This is a genomic window from Streptomyces sp. LUP47B (genome assembly GCF_001746295.1).
GTDB lineage: Bacteria > Actinomycetota > Actinomycetes > Streptomycetales > Streptomycetaceae > Streptomyces.
This window is the reverse complement of sequence record NZ_MJAH01000005.1, coordinates 410758-429077: the sequence shown is the minus strand read 5'-3', so window position 1 is coordinate 429077 and position 18320 is coordinate 410758. Positions and strand designations below refer to the sequence as shown.

General features: G+C 71.4%; 19 protein-coding genes and 1 riboswitch. Of the genes, 17 read left to right on the top strand and 2 right to left on the bottom strand.

Translation table 11 applies throughout. The annotated features are described in order from the left end of the window. The first annotated feature begins 17 nt into the window (after nt 1–17). The 6 genes from BFN33_RS18050 to BFN33_RS18025 are packed head-to-tail and all read left to right on the top strand — an operon-like array spanning nt 18 to nt 6623. Complete coding sequence (locus tag BFN33_RS18050; protein ID WP_069761149.1) at nt 18–1271, top strand: DUF4910 domain-containing protein; 1254 nt, start codon at nt 18–20, stop codon at nt 1269–1271. Beyond that, nucleotides 1268–2575 carry a hypothetical protein gene (locus BFN33_RS18045; RefSeq protein WP_069761083.1) on the top strand — a complete coding sequence of 436 codons (1308 nt, stop codon included), beginning with the start codon at nt 1268–1270 and terminating at the stop codon, nt 2573–2575. Before BFN33_RS18050 ends, BFN33_RS18045 begins: the two co-directional genes overlap by 4 nt. After that, nucleotides 2572–3519, top strand: a complete 948-nt coding sequence (locus tag BFN33_RS18040; RefSeq protein ID WP_069761082.1) for a glycosyltransferase family 2 protein — start codon at nt 2572–2574, stop codon at nt 3517–3519. The genes BFN33_RS18045 and BFN33_RS18040 overlap by 4 nt, the downstream gene beginning before the upstream one ends. Then, nucleotides 3516–4742: a polysaccharide pyruvyl transferase family protein gene (locus tag BFN33_RS18035; RefSeq protein ID WP_069761081.1), complete on the top strand. Its 1227-nt coding sequence runs from the start codon at nt 3516–3518 to the stop codon at nt 4740–4742. The genes BFN33_RS18040 and BFN33_RS18035 overlap by 4 nt, the downstream gene beginning before the upstream one ends. Then, nucleotides 4739–5290 carry a dTDP-4-dehydrorhamnose 3,5-epimerase family protein gene (locus BFN33_RS18030; protein WP_069761080.1) on the top strand — a complete coding sequence of 184 codons (552 nt, stop codon included), beginning with the start codon at nt 4739–4741 and terminating at the stop codon, nt 5288–5290. The genes BFN33_RS18035 and BFN33_RS18030 overlap by 4 nt, the downstream gene beginning before the upstream one ends. A gap of 7 nt (nt 5291–5297) precedes the next feature. Further along, complete coding sequence (locus BFN33_RS18025; protein ID WP_069761079.1) at nt 5298–6623, top strand: glutamate-1-semialdehyde 2,1-aminomutase; 1326 nt, start codon at nt 5298–5300, stop codon at nt 6621–6623. Nucleotides 6624–6630: 7 nt separating this feature from the next. On the opposite strand, the gene BFN33_RS18020 is transcribed toward BFN33_RS18025, so the two are convergent. Next, on the bottom strand, nt 6631–7305 hold the full coding sequence (locus BFN33_RS18020) for a phosphatase PAP2 family protein (RefSeq protein WP_069761078.1): 675 nt from the start codon (nt 7303–7305) through the stop codon (nt 6631–6633). A 211-nt stretch (nt 7306–7516) separates the two neighbouring features. Continuing rightward, nucleotides 7517–8116 carry an acyltransferase gene (locus tag BFN33_RS18015; RefSeq protein ID WP_069761077.1) on the bottom strand — a complete coding sequence of 200 codons (600 nt, stop codon included), beginning with the start codon at nt 8114–8116 and terminating at the stop codon, nt 7517–7519. Between the two features lie 144 nt (nt 8117–8260). Between BFN33_RS18015 and BFN33_RS18010 the strand changes: the two genes are divergently transcribed. The 11 genes from BFN33_RS18010 to BFN33_RS17970 all read left to right on the top strand — a co-directional run bounded on the left by BFN33_RS18010 (nt 8261) and on the right by BFN33_RS17970 (nt 18314). Beyond that, a complete protein-coding gene (locus tag BFN33_RS18010) occupies nt 8261–10231 on the top strand; it encodes an ABC transporter ATP-binding protein (protein ID WP_088245351.1) in 1971 nt (656 codons plus the stop codon). 200 nt (nt 10232–10431) lie between these two features. Then, the gene (locus tag BFN33_RS18005) at nt 10432–10806 is read left to right on the top strand and encodes a hypothetical protein (RefSeq protein WP_069761076.1); all 375 of its coding nucleotides are present in this window, start codon (nt 10432–10434) and stop codon (nt 10804–10806) included. Nucleotides 10807–10845: 39 nt separating this feature from the next. Then, nucleotides 10846–11505 carry a hypothetical protein gene (locus tag BFN33_RS18000; RefSeq protein ID WP_069761075.1) on the top strand — a complete coding sequence of 220 codons (660 nt, stop codon included), beginning with the start codon at nt 10846–10848 and terminating at the stop codon, nt 11503–11505. Between the two features lie 110 nt (nt 11506–11615). Continuing rightward, nucleotides 11616–11726 (top strand): putative leader peptide, encoded by a 111-nt coding sequence (locus BFN33_RS55500; RefSeq protein WP_366916560.1) that lies wholly within the window; start codon nt 11616–11618, stop codon nt 11724–11726. Nucleotides 11727–11882: 156 nt separating this feature from the next. Then, the gene (locus BFN33_RS17995; RefSeq protein ID WP_069761074.1) at nt 11883–12749 is read left to right on the top strand and encodes a glutathione S-transferase C-terminal domain-containing protein; all 867 of its coding nucleotides are present in this window, start codon (nt 11883–11885) and stop codon (nt 12747–12749) included. Between the two features lie 65 nt (nt 12750–12814). Then, nucleotides 12815–12924, top strand: a riboswitch (SAM riboswitch). A gap of 335 nt (nt 12925–13259) precedes the next feature. Continuing rightward, a complete protein-coding gene (locus BFN33_RS17990; RefSeq protein WP_069761073.1) occupies nt 13260–14243 on the top strand; it encodes an amino acid ABC transporter permease in 984 nt (327 codons plus the stop codon). Further along, complete coding sequence (locus BFN33_RS17985; protein WP_069761072.1) at nt 14240–15019, top strand: amino acid ABC transporter ATP-binding protein; 780 nt, start codon at nt 14240–14242, stop codon at nt 15017–15019. Before BFN33_RS17990 ends, BFN33_RS17985 begins: the two co-directional genes overlap by 4 nt. A gap of 46 nt (nt 15020–15065) precedes the next feature. Beyond that, nucleotides 15066–16088 carry a transporter substrate-binding domain-containing protein gene (locus BFN33_RS17980; RefSeq protein WP_069761071.1) on the top strand — a complete coding sequence of 341 codons (1023 nt, stop codon included), beginning with the start codon at nt 15066–15068 and terminating at the stop codon, nt 16086–16088. A 40-nt stretch (nt 16089–16128) separates the two neighbouring features. Continuing rightward, a complete protein-coding gene (locus BFN33_RS17975; protein ID WP_079140871.1) occupies nt 16129–16902 on the top strand; it encodes a GNAT family N-acetyltransferase in 774 nt (257 codons plus the stop codon). Beyond that, nucleotides 16899–17045: a hypothetical protein gene (locus tag BFN33_RS53175; RefSeq protein WP_176742408.1), complete on the top strand. Its 147-nt coding sequence runs from the start codon at nt 16899–16901 to the stop codon at nt 17043–17045. Before BFN33_RS17975 ends, BFN33_RS53175 begins: the two co-directional genes overlap by 4 nt. An 81-nt stretch (nt 17046–17126) precedes the next feature. Continuing rightward, nucleotides 17127–18314 carry an LLM class flavin-dependent oxidoreductase gene (locus BFN33_RS17970; protein ID WP_079140870.1) on the top strand — a complete coding sequence of 396 codons (1188 nt, stop codon included), beginning with the start codon at nt 17127–17129 and terminating at the stop codon, nt 18312–18314. Nucleotides 18315–18320: the final 6 nt, after the last annotated feature.

Below are 18320 nucleotides of genomic sequence, written 5' to 3'. Positions count from 1 at the left end.
CCCAGATCGGCGAGGAGATGTACGCGCTGGTGGAGCGGCTGTACCCGCTCTGCCGGAGCATCACCGGCGACGGCGTGCGCGCCACCCTGGACATCGTCGGCGAGTACATCCCGCTGCAGGTGCACGAGGTGCCGACCGGCACGCAGGTGCTCGACTGGACGGTGCCGCAGGAGTGGAACATCCGGGACGCGTACGTCGCCGACGCCTCGGGCAACCGGGTCGTCGACTTCGCCGCGTCCAGCCTGCACGTGCTCGGCTACAGCGTGCCGGTGTCGGCGACCATGCCGCTGGCCGAACTGCGCGAACACCTGCACACCCTGCCGGACCACCCGGCCTGGGTGCCGTACCGCACCAGCTACTACAAGCCGGACTGGGGGTTCTGCCTGGCCCAGGACACCCTGGACGCCATGCCGGACGGCGAGTACGAGGTACGCATCGACTCCACCCTCGCCGACGGTCACCTCACCTACGCCGAGCATGTCGTGCCCGGGCAGGTCGCCGACGAGGTGATCGTCTCCTGCCACGTCTGCCACCCGTCGCTGGCCAACGACAACCTGGCCGGCATCGCGGTGGCGACCTTCCTGGCCCGGGCGCTGGCGGAGCAGAACCCGTACTACACCTACCGGTTCATCTTCGCGCCCGGCACCATCGGGGCGATCACCTGGCTGGCCCGCAACGCGGAGCGGGTGGAGCGGGTCAAGCACGGGCTCGTACTGGCCTGCGCCGGCGACCCGGGCCGGCTGACGTACAAGCAGAGCAGGCGCGGCGACGCGGAGATCGACCGGGTGCTGCGGCACGTGCTGGCCGCCTCCGAACGCCCGCACCACATCACCGAGTTCACTCCGTACGGCTACGACGAGCGGCAGTACTGCTCGCCCGGGTTCAACCTCGGGGTGGGTTCCCTCACCCGGACCCCGTACGCCGGCTACCCCGAGTACCACACCTCCGCGGACAACCTGGACTTCGTCTCCCCTCAGTCGATGGCGGACACCCTGGCCGTCTGCCGCGAGGCGTCCGCCGTCCTCGACCGCAACCGGCAGTACGTCAACCTCAGCCCCTACGGCGAGCCACAGCTGGGCCGGCGCGGGTTGTACGACGCGGTGGGTGGCCGCAGCGACACCAAGCAGGCCCAGATGGCCATGCTCTGGGTGCTCAACCTCTCCGACGGCGAGCACAGTCTGCTGGACGTCGCCGAGCGGTCCGGGCTGCCGTTCGGCGCCGTCGCCGACGCGGCCGACGCCCTTCACGAGGCCGGGCTGATCAAGACATGACGTCGATGCCCGTCGAGGGGGAGAATCCGCAGACCGCGGCGCCACCGGCCCGGTCCGCCAAGCGTGCCCTCGTCGGCAGGCTGTCCTGGGGACTGGCCGACCAGGCGGCCTCCAGCGTGTCCAACTTCGCGGTGGGCATCTACGTGGCCCGCTCGCTGGGGGTGACCGCGTTCGGTGTGTTCAGCCTGGCCTGGGTGACCTACGGCGTGGTGCTCAACGTCTCCCGCGGCCTGTCCACCGACCCGCTCGTGGTGCGCTTCAGCGGTGTGCCGGACGCGTCCTGGCGCGGGGCGGTGGCCCGGTCGACGGGTACCGCACTCGGCGTCGGTACGGCCATAGGTGCCGCGTGTCTGGCGGTCGGACTCGCTCTCGGCGGCCGGCTGGGGCCCGCGTTCGCCTGCCTCGGCGTCATGCTGCCGGGGCTGCTGCTGCAGGACGCCTGGCGGTTCTCGTTCTTCGCCGCAGGCGCCGGGCGCAAGGCGTTCGTCAACGACGTCGTGTGGGGTGTCGCGCTCGTCCCGGCCATGGTCGTCGCGGACCGCATGGGCAGCGTGGCCGCTTTCGTGCTCGCCTGGGGCGCGTCCGCCACGGTGGCGGCGGGCTACGGCTACGTCCAGTCCGGCATCCGGCCCCGGATGACCGAGGCGCGCGGGTGGCTTCGCGAACAGCGCGATCTCGGCTACCGCTACCTGGTCGAGAACGTCAGCCTCAGCGGCGCGAGCCAGCTGCGGGCGTACGGGCTCGGCGCGATCGTCGGGATCGGCGCCGTGGGCGCGGTGCGGGGCGCCGAGCTCCTGATGGGTCCGTTCCTCGCCGTGCTGATGGGCCTGTCGCTGGTCACTGTCCCGGAGGCGGCACGGGTGCTGCGACAGGCCCCGCAGCGACTCGGGAAGTTCTGCCTGCTCCTTGGTGGCGGACAGGCCGCCGCCGCGCTGCTCTGGGGCGGGGCGCTGCTGCTGATGCCGGACCGGCTCGGCGAACTCGCGCTCGGCAACGTCTGGCACTCCGCCTCGCAGCTCATCGCGCCGATCACCTTCAGCGTCGCGGGCGCCGGCCTCGGCACCGGCGCGGCGGCCGGGCTGCGCGCGCTCGGCGCGGCCCGGCGCAGCCTGCGCACCCAGCTGTTCGCCTCGGCCTGCTATGTCAGCGGCGGGCTCGGCGGGGCGGCCGTGGCCGGCACGGTCGGCTCGGCCTGGGGTGTCGCCGCCGCGACCGTCAGCGGCTCGGCCGTGTGGTGGCTGCAGCTGCGGTCCGCCCGGCGCGAGCGCCACCACAACCCCGTCCCCGAAGTGAGGACCCCATGACCGCTCAACCCCGGCTGAGCATCGGCCTGCCCGTCTACAACGGCGAGGAGTACCTGGCCGAGTCGCTCGACGCCCTGCTCGGCCAGACCTACGCGGACTTCGAACTGGTCGTCTCCGACAACGCCTCGACCGACGGGACCGAGGAGATCTGCCGCAAGTACGCCGCGCAGGACTCCCGCATCCGGTACATCCGGCTCCCCCGCAACGTCGGCGCCACGCCGAACCACAACTACGTGTTCACCGAGTGCCGCGGTGAGCTGTTCAAGTGGGCCTCGCACGACGACCTGTACGCCCGGGATCTGCTGCGGCGCTGCGTCGAGGCGCTGGACGAGCGGCCGGACGTCATCCTCGCGCACGCCGACCAGGCGGTCATCGACGCCGACGGCCAGGTGACGGTTCCGTACGAGTACACGCTCGCCACCGGCTCGCCGCACGCACCGGAGCGCTTCCGCAGCCTGCTGTTCGAGCCCGGCGGTGACGACTTCTACGGGGTGATCCGGGCCGACGCGCTGCGCCGGGTGAAGCCGATGGACAGCTACCACCACGCGGACCGCACGTTCGTCGCCGAGATCGCCCTGCACGGGCGCTTCCACCAGGTGCCCGAACTCCTGTACTTCCGCCGCGACCACCCCACCCGCGCCGAGCGGGCGAACCCGTCCAAGCGCTCCCGGTGCGTCAACCTGGACCCGCGTCGGGCAGGCCTGCTGCACCCGACTCCCCGGCTGCTGGCGGAGTACGTCTGGGGCTTCGCCTCGGCGATCCGGCGGGCCCCGCTGTCCGCGGCCGAGCGGCGTGAGTGCTACCGCCACCTGGGCGCGTGGATGACCAGCCGGGTCCGGCCGGGCGCCGGTGAGCGGGTCGAGGACCGCGCCCCGGTCGACCCGGCCAAGCTGACCGTCTCCGTCGACGCCCTGGTCGCCGGCCGTGAGGGGAGGCGGGCATGACGTCGACGGACGAGACCCCGGTGCGCGTCGGGGTGTTCGGCCTGCTCGGCTCCGGCAACCTCGGCAACGACGGATCGCTCGAGGCCGTCCTCGGATACCTCCGCGCCGAGCATCCGGAGGCGGTCGTGGACGCGCTGTGCGGCGGAGCCGAGACCGTCACGGCCCGGTTCGGGATCCCCGCGACACGGCTGCACTGGTACCGCGGGGAGTACCGGACCGCGTCACGCGCGGCGGCCATCGTGGGCAAGGGCGTGGGCAAACTCGTCGACGTGTTCCGCACCGCCGCCTGGGCGCGCCGGCACGACGTGGTGATCGTGCCGGGGATGGGCGTCCTGGAGGCCACGCTGCCGCTGCGGCCGTGGGGCTTCCCGTACTCGCTGTTCCTGCTCTGCGCGAGCGGCCGGCTGCTGCGCACCCGGGTCGCGCTGGTCAGCGTAGGCGCCGCCGAGATCGGCAACCGGCCGACCCGGGCCCTGATGCGCTGGTCGGCGCGGCTGGCCACGTACCGGTCGTACCGGGACACCCAGTCCCGTGACGCGATGCGGGCGATGGGCGTGGACACCGCGCGCGACGAGGTCTACCCGGACCTCGCGTTCTCGCTGCCCGCGCCCCGGGCGAGCGCGCCCTCGGGTTCGCCGGGCCCGGTCTGCGTCGGTGTCATGGACTTCCATGGCAGCAACGACGACCGCGCCCGGGCCGAGGAGATATACCGGCGCTACCTCGACGGGACGATCCGGTTCGTCCGCGCACTGGTCGAGGAGGGCAGGCCGGTCCGGCTGCTCACGGGCGACCAGTGCGATCTGTCGGTGGTCGCCGCGATCCTCGACGCCGTCGACTCACCGCTGGTCACCGCGGCCGAACAGGCCTCCCTGGCCGACCTGATGAAGGAGATGGCGGCCGCCGACACGGTGGTGGCCGTCCGCTACCACAACCTGATCTGCGCGCTGCGGACCGGAACACCCGTGCTCGCCGTCTGCTACGCGGCGAAGAGCAACGCGCTCATGGACCGGATGGGCCTCGGCGCGTACTGCCACCCGGCACGCGAGGTCGACGCCGACCGGCTGCTCGAGCAGTTCCGGGACCTGGAGAAGCACTCGGCTGACCTACGGCAGACCCTGTCCGGGCGAAACGAGGTCGTCGCACAGCAACTCGCCCAGCAGTTCACCGCCCTGACCACGACCTTGTTCCCCGCGAACACCCACGCCCCGCGGAAGGCTCCATGAAAGCGACCGAAGTCCCCGAGATCGCCGGCGCGTTCCTCTTCGAGCCGACGCCGTACGCCGACGAACGCGGCTTCTTCTGCCGCACCTTCGACGTCGACGTGGTCCGCTCGGTGGGTCTCGACCCGCACGCCTTCGTCCAGGACAGCCTGTCCCGGTCGGTCCGGGGCGTGCTGCGCGGCCTGCACCTGCGTTCCGGCGCCGGCGAGGCCAAGCTGGTGCGGTGCTCGTACGGGCAGATCTTCGACGTCGTCGTGGACCTGCGGCCGAAGTCGCCCACCTACCTGGGCCGGGCCTTCTTCGAGCTGTCCGGCGAGACGCAGAAGACCGTGTACATCCCGGCGGGGTGCGCGCACGGCTTCCAGGCGCTTACCGAGACCGCCGACACCTCGTACCGTATCGACCGTCCGCACGATCCGGCCGAGGACGTGACGATCGCCTTCGACGACCCGGACCTCGCCATCCCCTGGCCACTGCCGGCCACATCGATGTCCCAGCGGGACCGGGAGGCACCGAGCCTCGCCGAAATCCTCAAGCACATAGAAGGGTGAAGTCGGCTTGCACAGCGAAGACTTCCAACTGCCCCGGTCGCGTGCGGCCAACGAACGGCTGCACGCCCTGATCCCCGGCGGCGCGCACACCTACGCCAAGGGCGACGACCAGTACCCCGAGAACCTGGCCCCGGTCATCAGCCACGGCCGCGGTGCCCACGTGTGGGACATCGACGACAACCGCTACATCGAGTACGGGTCCGGCCTGCGGTCGGTCAGCCTCGGCCACGCCCACCCCCGCGTGACCGAGGCGGTGCGGCGGGAACTCGACCGCGGCAGCAACTTCGTCCGCCCCTCCATCGTGGAGCTCGAGGCCGCGGAACGCTTCCTGGCCACGGTACCGACCGCCGACATGGTGAAGTTCGCGAAGAACGGCTCCGACGTCACCACCGCCGCGGTACGCCTCGCCCGCGCCGTCACCGGGCGCCCGCGGGTGGCCATCTGCGGCGACCATCCGTTCTTCTCCGTCGACGACTGGTTCATCGGCACCACGCCGATGTCCGCCGGCATTCCGGCGGCGATCACCGAGCTCACCGTCGGGTTCCCCTACGGAGACCTGGCCGCCACGGAGGCGCTGCTGACGCGGTACCAGGACGAGGTCGCCTGCCTGATCCTCGAACCCGCAGGCCACAACGAGCCGCCGCCCGGATACCTCGCGGGCCTGCGCGAACTGGCCGACCGGCACGGCTGCCTACTGATCTTCGACGAGATGATCAGCGGCTTCCGCTGGTCCGAGGCGGGCGCCCAGGGCCTGTACGGCGTGGTCCCCGACCTCTCCACCTTCGGCAAGGCGCTGGGCAACGGGTTCGCCGTCTCGGCGCTGGCCGGGCGGCGCGAAGTGATGGAACCGGGCGGACTGCGTCACTCCGGCGACCGGGTGTTCCTGCTGTCGACCACGCACGGCGCGGAGACACACTCCCTGGCGGCCGCGATGGCCGTGCAGGCCACCTACGTCGAGGAGGGCGTCACCGCGCGGTTGCACGCCCTCGGCGAGCGGCTCGCAGCCGGTGTCCGTGACGCGGCGGCCGGCATGGGCGTCGGCGATCACGTCGTCGTCCGGGGCCGGGCCAGCAACCTGGTCTTCGCCACCCTCGACGAGAACCTGCAGCCCTCGCAGGAGTACCGCACGCTGTTCCTGCGCCGGCTCCTCGCGGGCGGGGTGCTGGCGCCGTCGTTCGTGGTGAGCAGCGCGCTCAGCGACGCCGACATCGACCGCACCGTCGAGGTCGTGGCACAGGCGTGCGCGGTGTACCGGAAGGCGCTGGACTCCGCCGACCCCACCCCCTGGCTGGCCGGACGACCGGTGAAGCCGGTGTTCCGCCGCTTGGCGTGAACGGACGTCAGCGGCGCGCCCGTGGACCGGCGTCGGCCGGCCGGTCGGCGATCCGGTCGATGAGCCAGGCGGTCGCCGGTACCACCGCGAGCGCGGTGCACCAGCCGCCGAGGGCGTCGGTCGGGTAGTGCGCGCCCAGGGCGACCTCCGCCCATCCCATCGCGGCGCCGGCGACCAGCGCCGCGGCGAGCACGAGTGTCGTGCCTGCCGTACGGCCGAGGCCGAGCCGTTCGGTCGCGAGCAGCGCCGCGACGAAGGCGAGCGCGGTGAGGAAGGCGGTGTGTCCGCTCGGGTAGGACAGGTTGCCCGGGCCGTGGATGGTGCGTCCCACCACGTGCTTGAGCAGCGTCGCCGTTCCCACGGCGAGGCCGGCGCCGGCGACCACGAGTACGGCCGCGCGAGGACGCCGAAGCAGCAGGCAGCCCGTCACGGCGGCCACGATCACCATCGCGGATCCCGCGGGTTCCCCCAGGAAGTCCAGGGTCAGGGCGACGTACCGCCACGGCGGCCCCACGCTGTCCGCCGTCGGCGGGATGATCCACCTGTCCACCCTGCCGGACTGGCTGTGGCCGGCGTACATGACCGCGACGACGACGACCACCAGCGCGGCGAGGGCCGCGATCAGCCCGAGCCGCGCACGCAGCGACGGGGGCAGCACCGCGGGCGCCGGCCGGCCGGTCACGCGACCACCTCGCCGCCCTGCCGTCGCTGCGGGAGGGCGACAGGACGCTGACCGCGTCGGCGGAGCGAGTGACCGCGCGCTCGCTGTCGACGCGCCACCTTGCCCTCGATCCCGCCCGTGATCACGGTCGACACGTTATCCGACGCCGCAGGCAGCCGTGGCCGGTCGGTCACATCGGCGGCACCGCCACCGCGGCGGCCGTCGTCAGGCGTCATGCGCGCTCGACGAGCCGGCCGTCCGTCTCGTCGTACAGCGCACCGGACTCCGGGCACTCCCAGCCGCCCGGCTCGCCGTCCCGTCCGACCAGCCGGACGCCGGCCCGGCCGACCCAGCCGATCCGGCGCGCGGGGACTCCGGCCACCAACGCGAAGTCCGGTACGTCCTCGGTCACCACGGCGCCCGCCGCGACCAGCGCCCACCGGCCGACGCGCACCGGCGCCACACACACCGAACGGGCCCCCAGCGACGCCCCCTCGGCCACCTCCACCGCCACGGCCTCCCAGTCGCCGCCGCGCTTCGGCCGGCCCTTCGGGTCCACCGCACGGGGGAAGCAGTCGTTGGTGAGGACGGCCGCCGGGCCGACGAACACCCCGTCACCCAGGACCGCGGGTTCATAGACCAGCGCGTAGTTCTGGAGCTTCACGTTGTCGCCGATCCGCACCCCCGGGCCGACATAGGCCCCCCGGCCCACCACGCACCCGCTGCCCAGCCGGGCGTCCTCCCGGATCTGGGCCAGCTCCCAGACCGTCGTCCCGTCACCGATGGTGGCCGTCTCGTCGACCTGGGAGGTCGGCTGCATCCTGAAGTTCATGGGCTGAACCCTTCTCGCGGTGTCAGGGATGGACAGATGGCATCCGCGCCCGTTGTCCGCCCGGAAAACGCTTGGACGCCGGTGGGACCGTCGCGGGACACTCCCCTTCCCTGGCCTGCACGAACCAGCGACCCCAGGATCGGAATGGGATTAACCGAAGCACGCGTGGCCACGCCGCGCAGGGGCTCCGTGCTCCTCGCGCTTCGCTACTACGGACAGGAGCTGGCCCGGCTCCGTCGCCTCACCGCGCCCGCGGTTCTGCTGCCGGCGCTGGGCAACATCGGTCTGAACTACATCGCGCCGCTGCTCGTCGCCAAGCTCGTCGGCCGTATCTCCGGCGACCCCGGCATCGGCGTCGGCGCGACGCTGCCGTACGTCCTCGGCTTCGCCGGTGTCATGCTGCTGGCGGAGGGCGCCTGGCGTATCGGGCTGCACTGCCTCAACCGCGTCGACGCGCTCGGCATCGAGCACCTGTACGTGATCGGCATGGACGAACTGTTCGCCAAGGACGCCGCGTTCTTCCACGACAACTTCGCCGGAGCGCTGACCAAGCGGGTGCTGAGCTTCGCCTCTCGCTTCGAGGAGTTCGCCGACACCCTCACCTTCAACGTCGTGGGCAGCCTCGTACCGCTGCTGTTCGGTGCTGTCGTGCTGTGGCGCTACGAACCGCTGCTCGTCGTCGGGCTGTTGGCGATGATCGCGCTGACGGCGCTGTGCGCCGCGCCGCTCATCCGTCGCCGCCAGACGCTCGTCGACCGGCGCGAGGAGGCGATCGCGCGGGTGTCGGGGCATGTCGCCGACAGCCTGATGAACATGGAAACGGTCCGGGCGTTCGCCGCCGAGCGGCGCGAGGCCGCCGAGCACCGCAGGCGCGTCGCCCACTCGCGCCGGCTCACGCTGAAGTCGTGGGACTACGGCAACCTGCGCATCGACACGCTGGTCGCGCCGATGTGGGCGCTGACCAACGTCCTGGGCCTGCTGCTCGCGGTGGCGCTCGGCGGGGGCAGGCACGGGGTGGAGGAGGTGGTGGTCGCCTTCACGTACTACACCAACGCGACGAAGATCATGTTCGAGTTCAACCAGATCTACCGTCGTCTGGAGAGCTCGATGACGGAGGCCGCGCAGTTCACCGAGTTGCTGCTGGTGCCGCCGACCGTGCTCGACCCGGTGTCGCCTCAGCCCGTGCGGCCGGGACCCGCCGACGTCCGCTTCGAGCAGGTGACCTTCGCCCACGGGGGAGGGAAACCGCTTTTCGAGGGCCTTGACCTGGCCGTCTCCAGCGGGACGAAGATCGGTCTCGTCGGCCGGTCCGGCGGCGGCAAGACCACGCTGACGCGGCTGCTGCTGCGGATGATGGACATCGACGCGGGCCGGATCCTGGTCGGCGGTCAGGACATCAGCCGGATGCGCCAGGCCGACCTGCGCGGTCTGATCGCCTATGTGCCGCAGGACCCGGCGATGTTCCACCGCACGCTGCGGGACAACATCGCCTTCGCCCGGCCGGACGCCACCGACGCCGAGATCCGCCGCGCGGCCCGGGCGGCGCACGTCACGGAGTTCGCCGACGCGCTGCCGGACGGCTTCGACACCATGGTCGGCGAACGCGGCGTCAAGCTCTCCGGCGGCCAGCGCCAACGCGTCGCGCTGGCCCGGGCGATCCTGCGTGACGCCCCCATCCTGCTGCTCGACGAGGCGACCAGCGCGCTGGACTCCGAGAGCGAGATCCTCGTCCAGGAAGCCCTGTGGCGGCTGATGGAGGGACGCACCGCGCTCGTGGTCGCGCACCGGCTGAGCACGGTCGCCGGCATGGACCGGCTCGTCGTCCTGGACCGGGGCCGGATCGTCGAGCAGGGCACCCACCAGGAACTCCTCGCCTCGGACGGCGCCTACGCCAAGCTGTGGCAGCACCAGTCGGGAGGCTTCCTCACCGACGACATCGACGACGCCGACGACACGGGCGACACCCACGACACGGACGGCACCCACGACACGGACGGCACTCACGGCACGGACGGCACTCACGGCACGGGCCTCACCCACGACACGGACGGCACTCACGGCACGGACGGCACCCACGACGTCGACGACCGCCCGGCCGGCGCAGACCTGCGCTGAACCGCATCGCCCGGCCGCCGAATCGACATCGCCTGGCATCGAACGGCCGGACAACGGCGGTGTCCCGCCGCCGAACACGCGATATCCGTCGACTCCTGTCAAGACCCGAAGACCCGGACAACCCGCCGATAGCTTCCTCGTGTTGTCACACCGGTGATCGTCGCCGTGTGACGCCGGGGAAGCCGTGCGGAGGTGCGTGAATGGATCCGGGGACACTGGTGGCGCAGGCCCTGACCGCGGGGGTGGGCGCCGGTCTGAGCGGTGCCGCCTCATCCGCGGTCTCCGACAGCTACGCCGCGCTGAAGCAGGCCCTCGTCCGGCGGCTCACGGGCAGGCCCGGGGCCCTGGAGCGCATCGAGCTGCTGGAACGCCGGCCGAGCGGGTCGGCCGAAGGGCTCGCCCACGATCTCGTCATGGCCGGTGCCGTCGACGCCGAGGTGATGGAGCACGCCCAGCGGCTGTTGGCCCTGATCGACCCGGACGCGGGCCCGCGCGCGAGGTACCGGGTCGATCTGCGGGAGGCCCGAGGCGTGCAGGTCGGCGACGGCAACACCCAGCACAACACGTTCGGTTAGGTGCCCGACCGACACCCACGGGCCGCAGAAAGCACCACGATGACGAGGAACAGCCGGACCAACGGCGTCCAGGCCGGCGACGGCAACACACAGCACAACACCTACCTGCCGCCGCAGAAACCCACGCACCGCCGTTCACGGGACTACGCGCCCACGGCGACCGTGACCGCGGGCGACCACTCCACGGTCACGCAGAAGAACACCCACCTGAGGTTCTCGATCCCCGTGATCGGACCGGTGCTCGGCATGGCCTCCGCCCATCCCGTGATCGCCGGCGTGGCGGCGGTGACGATCATCGGGGGAGGCGGTCTCGCGACCAACGCCGCGCTGTCCGGCCCGCAGCCCTCCGTCTCGACGACGCTGGTCCGTGGGTTCCGCATGACGGACACCGGGGCAACGCCGACCGGTTACGACTTCACCCGCACCCCGCCCGTGCCGGCGGGCACGACCACCGACGCCATCTACGTCTCGGGCGGGTACCTGGTCGCGAGCAACGGCAAACTGGCCCCCTGGAGTTCCACCGAGCTTCCCACCGGGGCCGACTGCCGCCGGGCGGTGGCCGAACATCCCGTGCGCCAGACCGTGGTCGGCGCCCGATACCTCACCTGCTACGTCGACCGCAACGGCAACCCCGGGTACATCCTGGTGACCGCCACGGCCACCGGATACACGACCGTCGACACCGCTCATCTCCGCTGACCCACCGGAAACGTCCATCGGGCCGTCCGCGATGCGGGACGGCCCCCTTGACGTGGTTCCCGGTCGGATCGACACTCACTGAAGGAATCCTAGTGAACAGGTAGGGAAACATGAGGCGCCTTGAACCGGTCACCGTCCGAGTGGTCCGTTCGCCTCTTCTGACCTCGCGCCGCCACATCGATCTGCTGCGTGTCTGCAGCGCGATCGGACCCCGGGGCTGAGCCGCCGCCCTTCCCGCGCCGACTGTGCCTTTCCGGCCGACCCCGTCCGGCGCACACGGGTGAGCCTTGCCCCCACGGCCTTGCCGCCGCCCCATTCCCGCCTGCTCGACGTCGCTTCCGCCGCGCGCACGTCCGCGCCCGCTCCCGGGGAGAGTCATGACCGTCACACCACTGGCCGCCCACACGACCGACCGACCCGCGCCCGCCTTCCGGGGCCGCATCGGACAGGACGCGCGCAGCGGCCACTACGCCGTGCCGCGCCGCTACCGGCTGCACCTGGCCGCCGCCTGCGCGGACGGTCTGCGCATCGCCGTCGTGCACAGCCTGCTCGGCCTCGACGACATCTGTCCCGTGACCCTCCTGGACCCGGTCCCGGACTGTCCCGACGGCGGGCATTCCGCGCTGCGCCCGCTGTACGAGGCCAGCGCGCACCGGTACACCGGCGCGGCCGTCGCACCCGTGCTCAGCGACGACTGGTCGGGACGGATCGTCAGCACCCACGCCACCGACATCACCCGCGACCTGGCCCGGCACTTCGGCGGCGGGCGTCCGGCGCTCTACCCGTGCGGAGCGGAGTCGGAGACCGAGGCCGTGGAGCGGATGAGCAGGGGGATCGCGCAGTCCGCGCAGCAGGCCGGGTCGGCGGGCGGTGACGACGTGAGCCGTGTCGCCGCCCTGGAACAACTACTGGACTCCTTGGGCTCGTTGGATCAATGGCTGGTGGACCGCGAGTACCTGATCCGGGATCATGTCACCGCCGCTGATGTCGAGTTGTGGGCCACGCTGGTGCAACTCGACACCGTGCACCGCCACCACCTCGACGCCGCCGCAGTCCAGCGCATCGCCGACCATCCCACGCTGTGGGCCTACGCCCGCCGTCTGACCGCCCACCCGGCCTTCGGTACCCACCTCGACCTCGACGGCATCGCCCGCCGGCACCACGCCCACTGCCAGGGCCTGGAGGCCGCCGGGGCCGCCGTACAGATCCTGGACTGGGCCTCGTACGCCGCCCGCTCGTCCTGAGGGTTCCACCTGATGGACCCGGATTGACATTCGTTCGGGCAATTGTCTTAACTACGGCCCAGAACGGTCATGAGTGTCAGCGACAAGCCCTGGCTTGCTGACCGGCAACCCTCGCTCCGCGGTGGGGTGCCCCAGGTGACGACCGGACCGGATGACGTTTCGGTAAGCGCGAGTGGCCCCAGGGGCCGGAAGAGCACGGTGACGGACATGTACGCAGTCTCCAGGACGGCCACGCGCCGCTCCCCGGGCTGCGTACAGCCGTACACGAACGTGCTCGTGGCCGACCGGAGCGTCGATCTGCTCCGCGTGAGCAGCGCACTGTGTACCGCACCGGGCCGTGCCCGCTGTCGGGGCTGACCTTCCTTCCCAGCCCCCGCGTTTCTGACGAACGCCGCGTTCGCGGTGTGCCGTCGTCCGCCCAGCCCCCGGTGCCCGAGCGTCACGTACTGCCGTCGTAGTACGCCGTGTTGGCCGTGCACAGGGGAAACCCGACTCCGCCGGAGCCCCCTCATGAGTGAACCCCCAGGTGCCGCCGTGTCCGTCACCGAGGCACCGCCGCAGCCCGACGCCCCGTCAAAGCCCCTCTCGGCGCAGAGAGTTCTGCCGCTGAGGCGACCGGGCCGCTGGATCGCCACCGCCGTCGTCCTGGTTCTGGCGGCCCAGTTCGTCCACGGCCTGGTGACCAACCCGTTCTACCAGTGGGACCGGTTCGGCTACTGGTTCCTGCGGCCGACCGTCCTCGACGGGCTGTTGATCACCCTCGAAGTCACCGCCTACAGCGCGGTGCTGGGCCTCCTCGGCGGCATTCTGCTCGCCCTGGCCCGGCTCTCGAAGAGCCCGGTACTGCGGGCAGTGAGCTGGACCTATGTGTGGGCCCTGCGCTCCATTCCCCTGATCGTCCTCCTGCTGTTCCTCTACAACTTCAGCGCCCTGTACAAGACGCTCAGCGTCGGCGTCCCCTTCGGGCCGGCCTTCTTCTCCTTCGACGAGTCCCGGCTCGCCACCGACATGGTCATCGCGGTCATCGGCCTCAGCCTCAACGAGGCCGCCTACGCCGCGGAGGTCGTCCGTGGCGGCATCCTCTCCGTCGACCAGGGCCAGCACGAAGCGGCCTCGGCACTCGGTCTGCCGAAGGGCTACCAGTTCCGGAAGATCGTCTTCCCGCAGGCGCTGCGCTCGATCACCCCGAACTACGTCAACCAGCTCATCGGCCTCATCAAGAGCACCTCGCTGGTCTTCTACGTCTCCCTGCTCGACCTGTTCGGCACCGTGCAGTCCATGGGCTCCACCTACCCCGGAGACATCGTGCCGCTGCTCCTGGTCGCCACCGTCTGGTACCTGATCCTCACCAGCGCCGTGTCCGTCGTCCAGTTCTACGTCGAGCGGTACTACGCCCGGGGCGCCACCCGCTCCCTGCCGCCGACCCCGCTCCAGAAACTGCGCGCCGGTCTCACCGACCTCAGGGCGCGTGTCCGCAGGGAGACCGCGATATGACCGTCACCGACATCACCCCCGTCGCGCTCGAAGTGCACGGCGTGCACAAGTGGTACGGCACCCACCGGGTCCTGGACGGCGTCGACCTGACCGTGCGGCCCGGCGAGGTCACCGTGATCCTCGGCCCGTCCGGCTCCGGGAAGTCCACCCTGCTGCGGGTCATCAACCACCTGGAGAAGCCGGAGATCGGCCATGTCAGCGTCAACGACGAGCTGATCGGCGTCCGCCGGCAGGGCGACCGGCTGAAGGAGCTCAGCGAGCGCGCCATCCTGACCCAGCGCAGCCGCATCGGGTTCGTCTTCCAGAACTTCAATCTCTTCCCGCACCTGACCGTCCTCGACAATGTGGCCGCCGCCCCGGTGGCGACCGGACAGCTCACCAGGACGCAGGCGCAGGAACTGGCCCGCGAACTCCTCGGCCGGGTCGGCCTGGCCGACAAGACCGGTGCCTACCCTCGGCAGTTGTCGGGTGGGCAGCAGCAGCGCGTTGCCATCGCCCGCGCCCTCGCCCTGCGCCCGGGCGTCATCCTCTTCGACGAGCCGACCTCCGCCCTCGATCCCGAACTCGTCGGTGAAGTGCTCGCCGTCATCAAGGACCTGGCGACCAGCGGCACCACGCTCGTCATCGTCACCCACGAGATCGGCTTCGCCCGCGAGATCGCCGATCGGGTCGTCTTCATCGACGGCGGACGCATCGTCGAGCAGGGCCCGCCCTCCGAGGTCCTCGACCGGCCGCGCAACGAGCGGACTCGGGACTTCCTGAGCAAGGTCCTCTGAAACCCTCTCTCCCCACTCCTGTTTCTCCCAACTCTTAAGGACAGCCATGCCTTTTCACCCGTCCCGACGCAGCCTGACACGCGGCATCGCCGCGGCGACCACCGTCGCCGGCCTCGCAGGCGGGCTCGCGGCCTGCGGCGGTGACAGCGACGCCGCCACCAGGACGACCGACAGCGCCGGCACGGTCACCGTGGGCCGGTTGTCCAACGGCGCCGCCAAGGAGACCACGCTCAAGGTCGCCGAGGTGAAGTCCCTCAGCGCCGAACTGCCCGACGCCGTCAAGAAGAGCGGCAAGCTCGTCATCGGCTCCGGCACCCTCCCCTCCGGCTCCCCGCCGCTGGGCTTCGTGGGCAGCGACCAGAAGACCCTCACCGGCTCCGAGACCGACCTGGCCCGCCTGGTCGCCGCCGTCCTCGGCCTGGAGCCCGAGGTCAAGCGGTTCACCTGGGAGAACCTCTTCGTCGGTATCGACAGCGGCAAGGTGAACGTCGGCTTCTCCAACATCACCGACACCGAGGAGCGCAAGCAGAAGTACGAGTTCGCCTCCTACCGCAAGGACGACCTCGCCTTCGAGACGCCCAAGACCTCGAAGTGGAGCTTCGACGGCGACTACGAGGCCCTTGCCGGCAAGACCGTCTCGGTCGGCGCCGGCACCAACCAGGAGCGGATCCTGCTGGAGTGGCAGGCCAAGCTGAAGAAGGAGGGCAAGAAGCTCACCATCAAGTACTTCCAGGACACTCCCAGCGTCTACCTGGCCCTCGCCAGCGGCAAGATCGACGCCTACCTGGGCCCCAGCCCCAACTCCTCCTACCACGTCACCCAGACCGCGAGCACGCCCAACGCGACCCGCATCGCGGGCCAGTACTCCGGTGCCGGCGAGACGCTCCAGGGCCTGATCGCCGCGACCGCGAAGAAGGGCAGCGGCCTCGCCAAGCCCCTCGCCGACGCGATCAACTACCTGATCGACAACGGCCAGTACGCCAAGTGGCTCGCCGCGTGGAACCTCTCCAACGACGCCGTCTCGAAGGCGGAGGTCAACCCGCCCGGTCTGCCGCTCGACAACTCCTGACCCGTCCTCGGCGAACCCGGTAGGAAAGGACTCCGCCTCCGTGGCCCAGCAGACCGACCTCCGCGCAGGCGGAGCCTCCCTGAGACCCGCCGCCACCATCGCGCCCTCCGCGCACGACACCTCCGTTCTCGACAACGCCGTATGGGCCGCCCTAGACGGCCCGCACGCCCACCTCGCCGAACGCGTCGGCCGCGCCGCCCGCTACCCGGACGACGTCTACGCCTTCGCCGCCCTCGCCGATCCCCGCGACCCGGCCGCGTGGGCCGACCTGCTCACGCTCGTCGGGCCCGGAACCACCGTACGGATCAAGCCCGTTGAGACGGTCCCGGACGGCTGGGAGGTCGTCGGCGGGGGAGTAGGCGTCCAGCTCGTCGACACCGCGCTGCGCGCCGAAACTGCCCCCGAAGCGGTACGGCTGGGCCCCGACGACGTACCCGAGATCCTGGACCTGGTCGCCCGCACCAGGCCGGGACCCTTCCTCAAGCGGACCATCGCACTCGGCGCCTACCTCGGCATCCGCGACCGGGGACGGCTGATCGCCCTGGCCGGAGAGCGGATACGGCCGCCCGGCTGGACCGAGATCAGCGCGGTCTGCACCGACCCCGCGTACCGGGGCCGGGGCCTCGCCACCCGCCTGGTCCGCGCGGTCGCCGCCGGCATCCGGGAGCGCGGCGACATCCCGTTCCTGCACGCCGCGGCGGACAACGTCAACGCGATCCGGCTCTACGAGTCGATCGGTTTCACCCTGCGCCGCCGCTCGCCCGTCCTCCTGGTCCGCAGCCCAGGAACATCCCACCAGGGTGCGGTGTTGTGACTCACGACGAGATCCGCCGGGCGCCGTCGCGCGCCCAGAAGCAGGAGGTGACGGGCGTGATCAGCACCCTCCGCTCCGCCCACCTCCACTCACGGGCCCACATCGATCTCCTGCGCGTCTCCACCGCGCTCTGTTGTTCCTGACCCGTCAGCCGCCCCAGCCGCCGTGCCCTGCCCACCCGCGGGCCGGCGCTCTCGTACGGATTCCCAGGAAGGCACCCACCTGTGTCCCCTTCGCCCTCCCCACTGCATCTCGCCGTCGCCCTGGACGGCACCGGCTGGCACCCCGCCTCCTGGCGTGAGCCGGTGGCCCGGCCCCGTGATCTGTTCACCGCCGGATACTGGGCCGACCTGGTCGCCGAGGCCGAGCGCGGCCTGCTCGACTTCGTCACCATCGAGGACGGCCTCGGCCCGCAGTCCTCTCACTTCCTCGACCCCGACGAGCGCACCGACCAGGTACGCGGCCGGCTCGACGCCGTCCTGATCGCCTCGCGCATCGCCCCGCTCACCCGGCACATAGGCCTGGTCCCGACCGCGGTGGTCACCCACACGGAGCCGTTCCACATCTCCAAGGCCGTCGCGACCCTGGACTACGTCAGCACCGGCCGCGCGGGCCTGCGGGTCCAGATCACCGCGCGCCCGGGCGAAGCAGCGCACTTCGGCCGCCGTACGATCCCCCCGATCGAGGGATATGACAGCCCGGTGGTGACCGACCTCTTCGACGAGGCCGCCGACTACGTGGAGGCCGTGCGCCGGCTCTGGGACAGCTGGGAGGACGACGCCGAGATCCGCGACGCCGCCACCGGCCGCTTCATCGACCGGGACAAGCTGCACTACATCGACTTCGAGGGGAAGCACTTCAGCGTCAAGGGCCCCTCCATCACACCCCGCCCACCGCAGGGCCAGCCGCTCGTCACCGCCCTCGGCCATCAGACGGTCCCCTACCGGCTCATCGCCCGCCAGGCCGACGTCGGCTACGTCACCCCGCACGACGCCGGCCAGGCCCGCGCGATCGTCGCCGAGATCCGCGCCGAGCAGGAGACCGCCGGGCGGGGCGACGAACTCCTTCATGTCTTCGGCGACTTGGTCGTCTTCCTCGACGACGACCCCGCCGCGGCCGCCGCCCGCCGGGACCGCCTCGACACGCTCGCGGGCGAGCCGTACCGGAGCGACGCCCGCATCTTCACCGGCAGCCCTTCCCAACTCGCGGACCTGCTCGGTGAGTTCCAGGAAGCCGGCCTCACCGGCTTCCGGCTGCGGCCCGCCGTCCTCGGCCACGACCTCCCGGCGATCACCCGCGGTCTGGTCCCCGAACTCCAGCGCCGGGGCACCTTCCGCACCGGCTACGAGGCCGACAGCCTGCGCGGCCTGCTGGGCCTCGCCCGCCCCGCCAACCGCTACGCCACCGCCTGAGCCGGA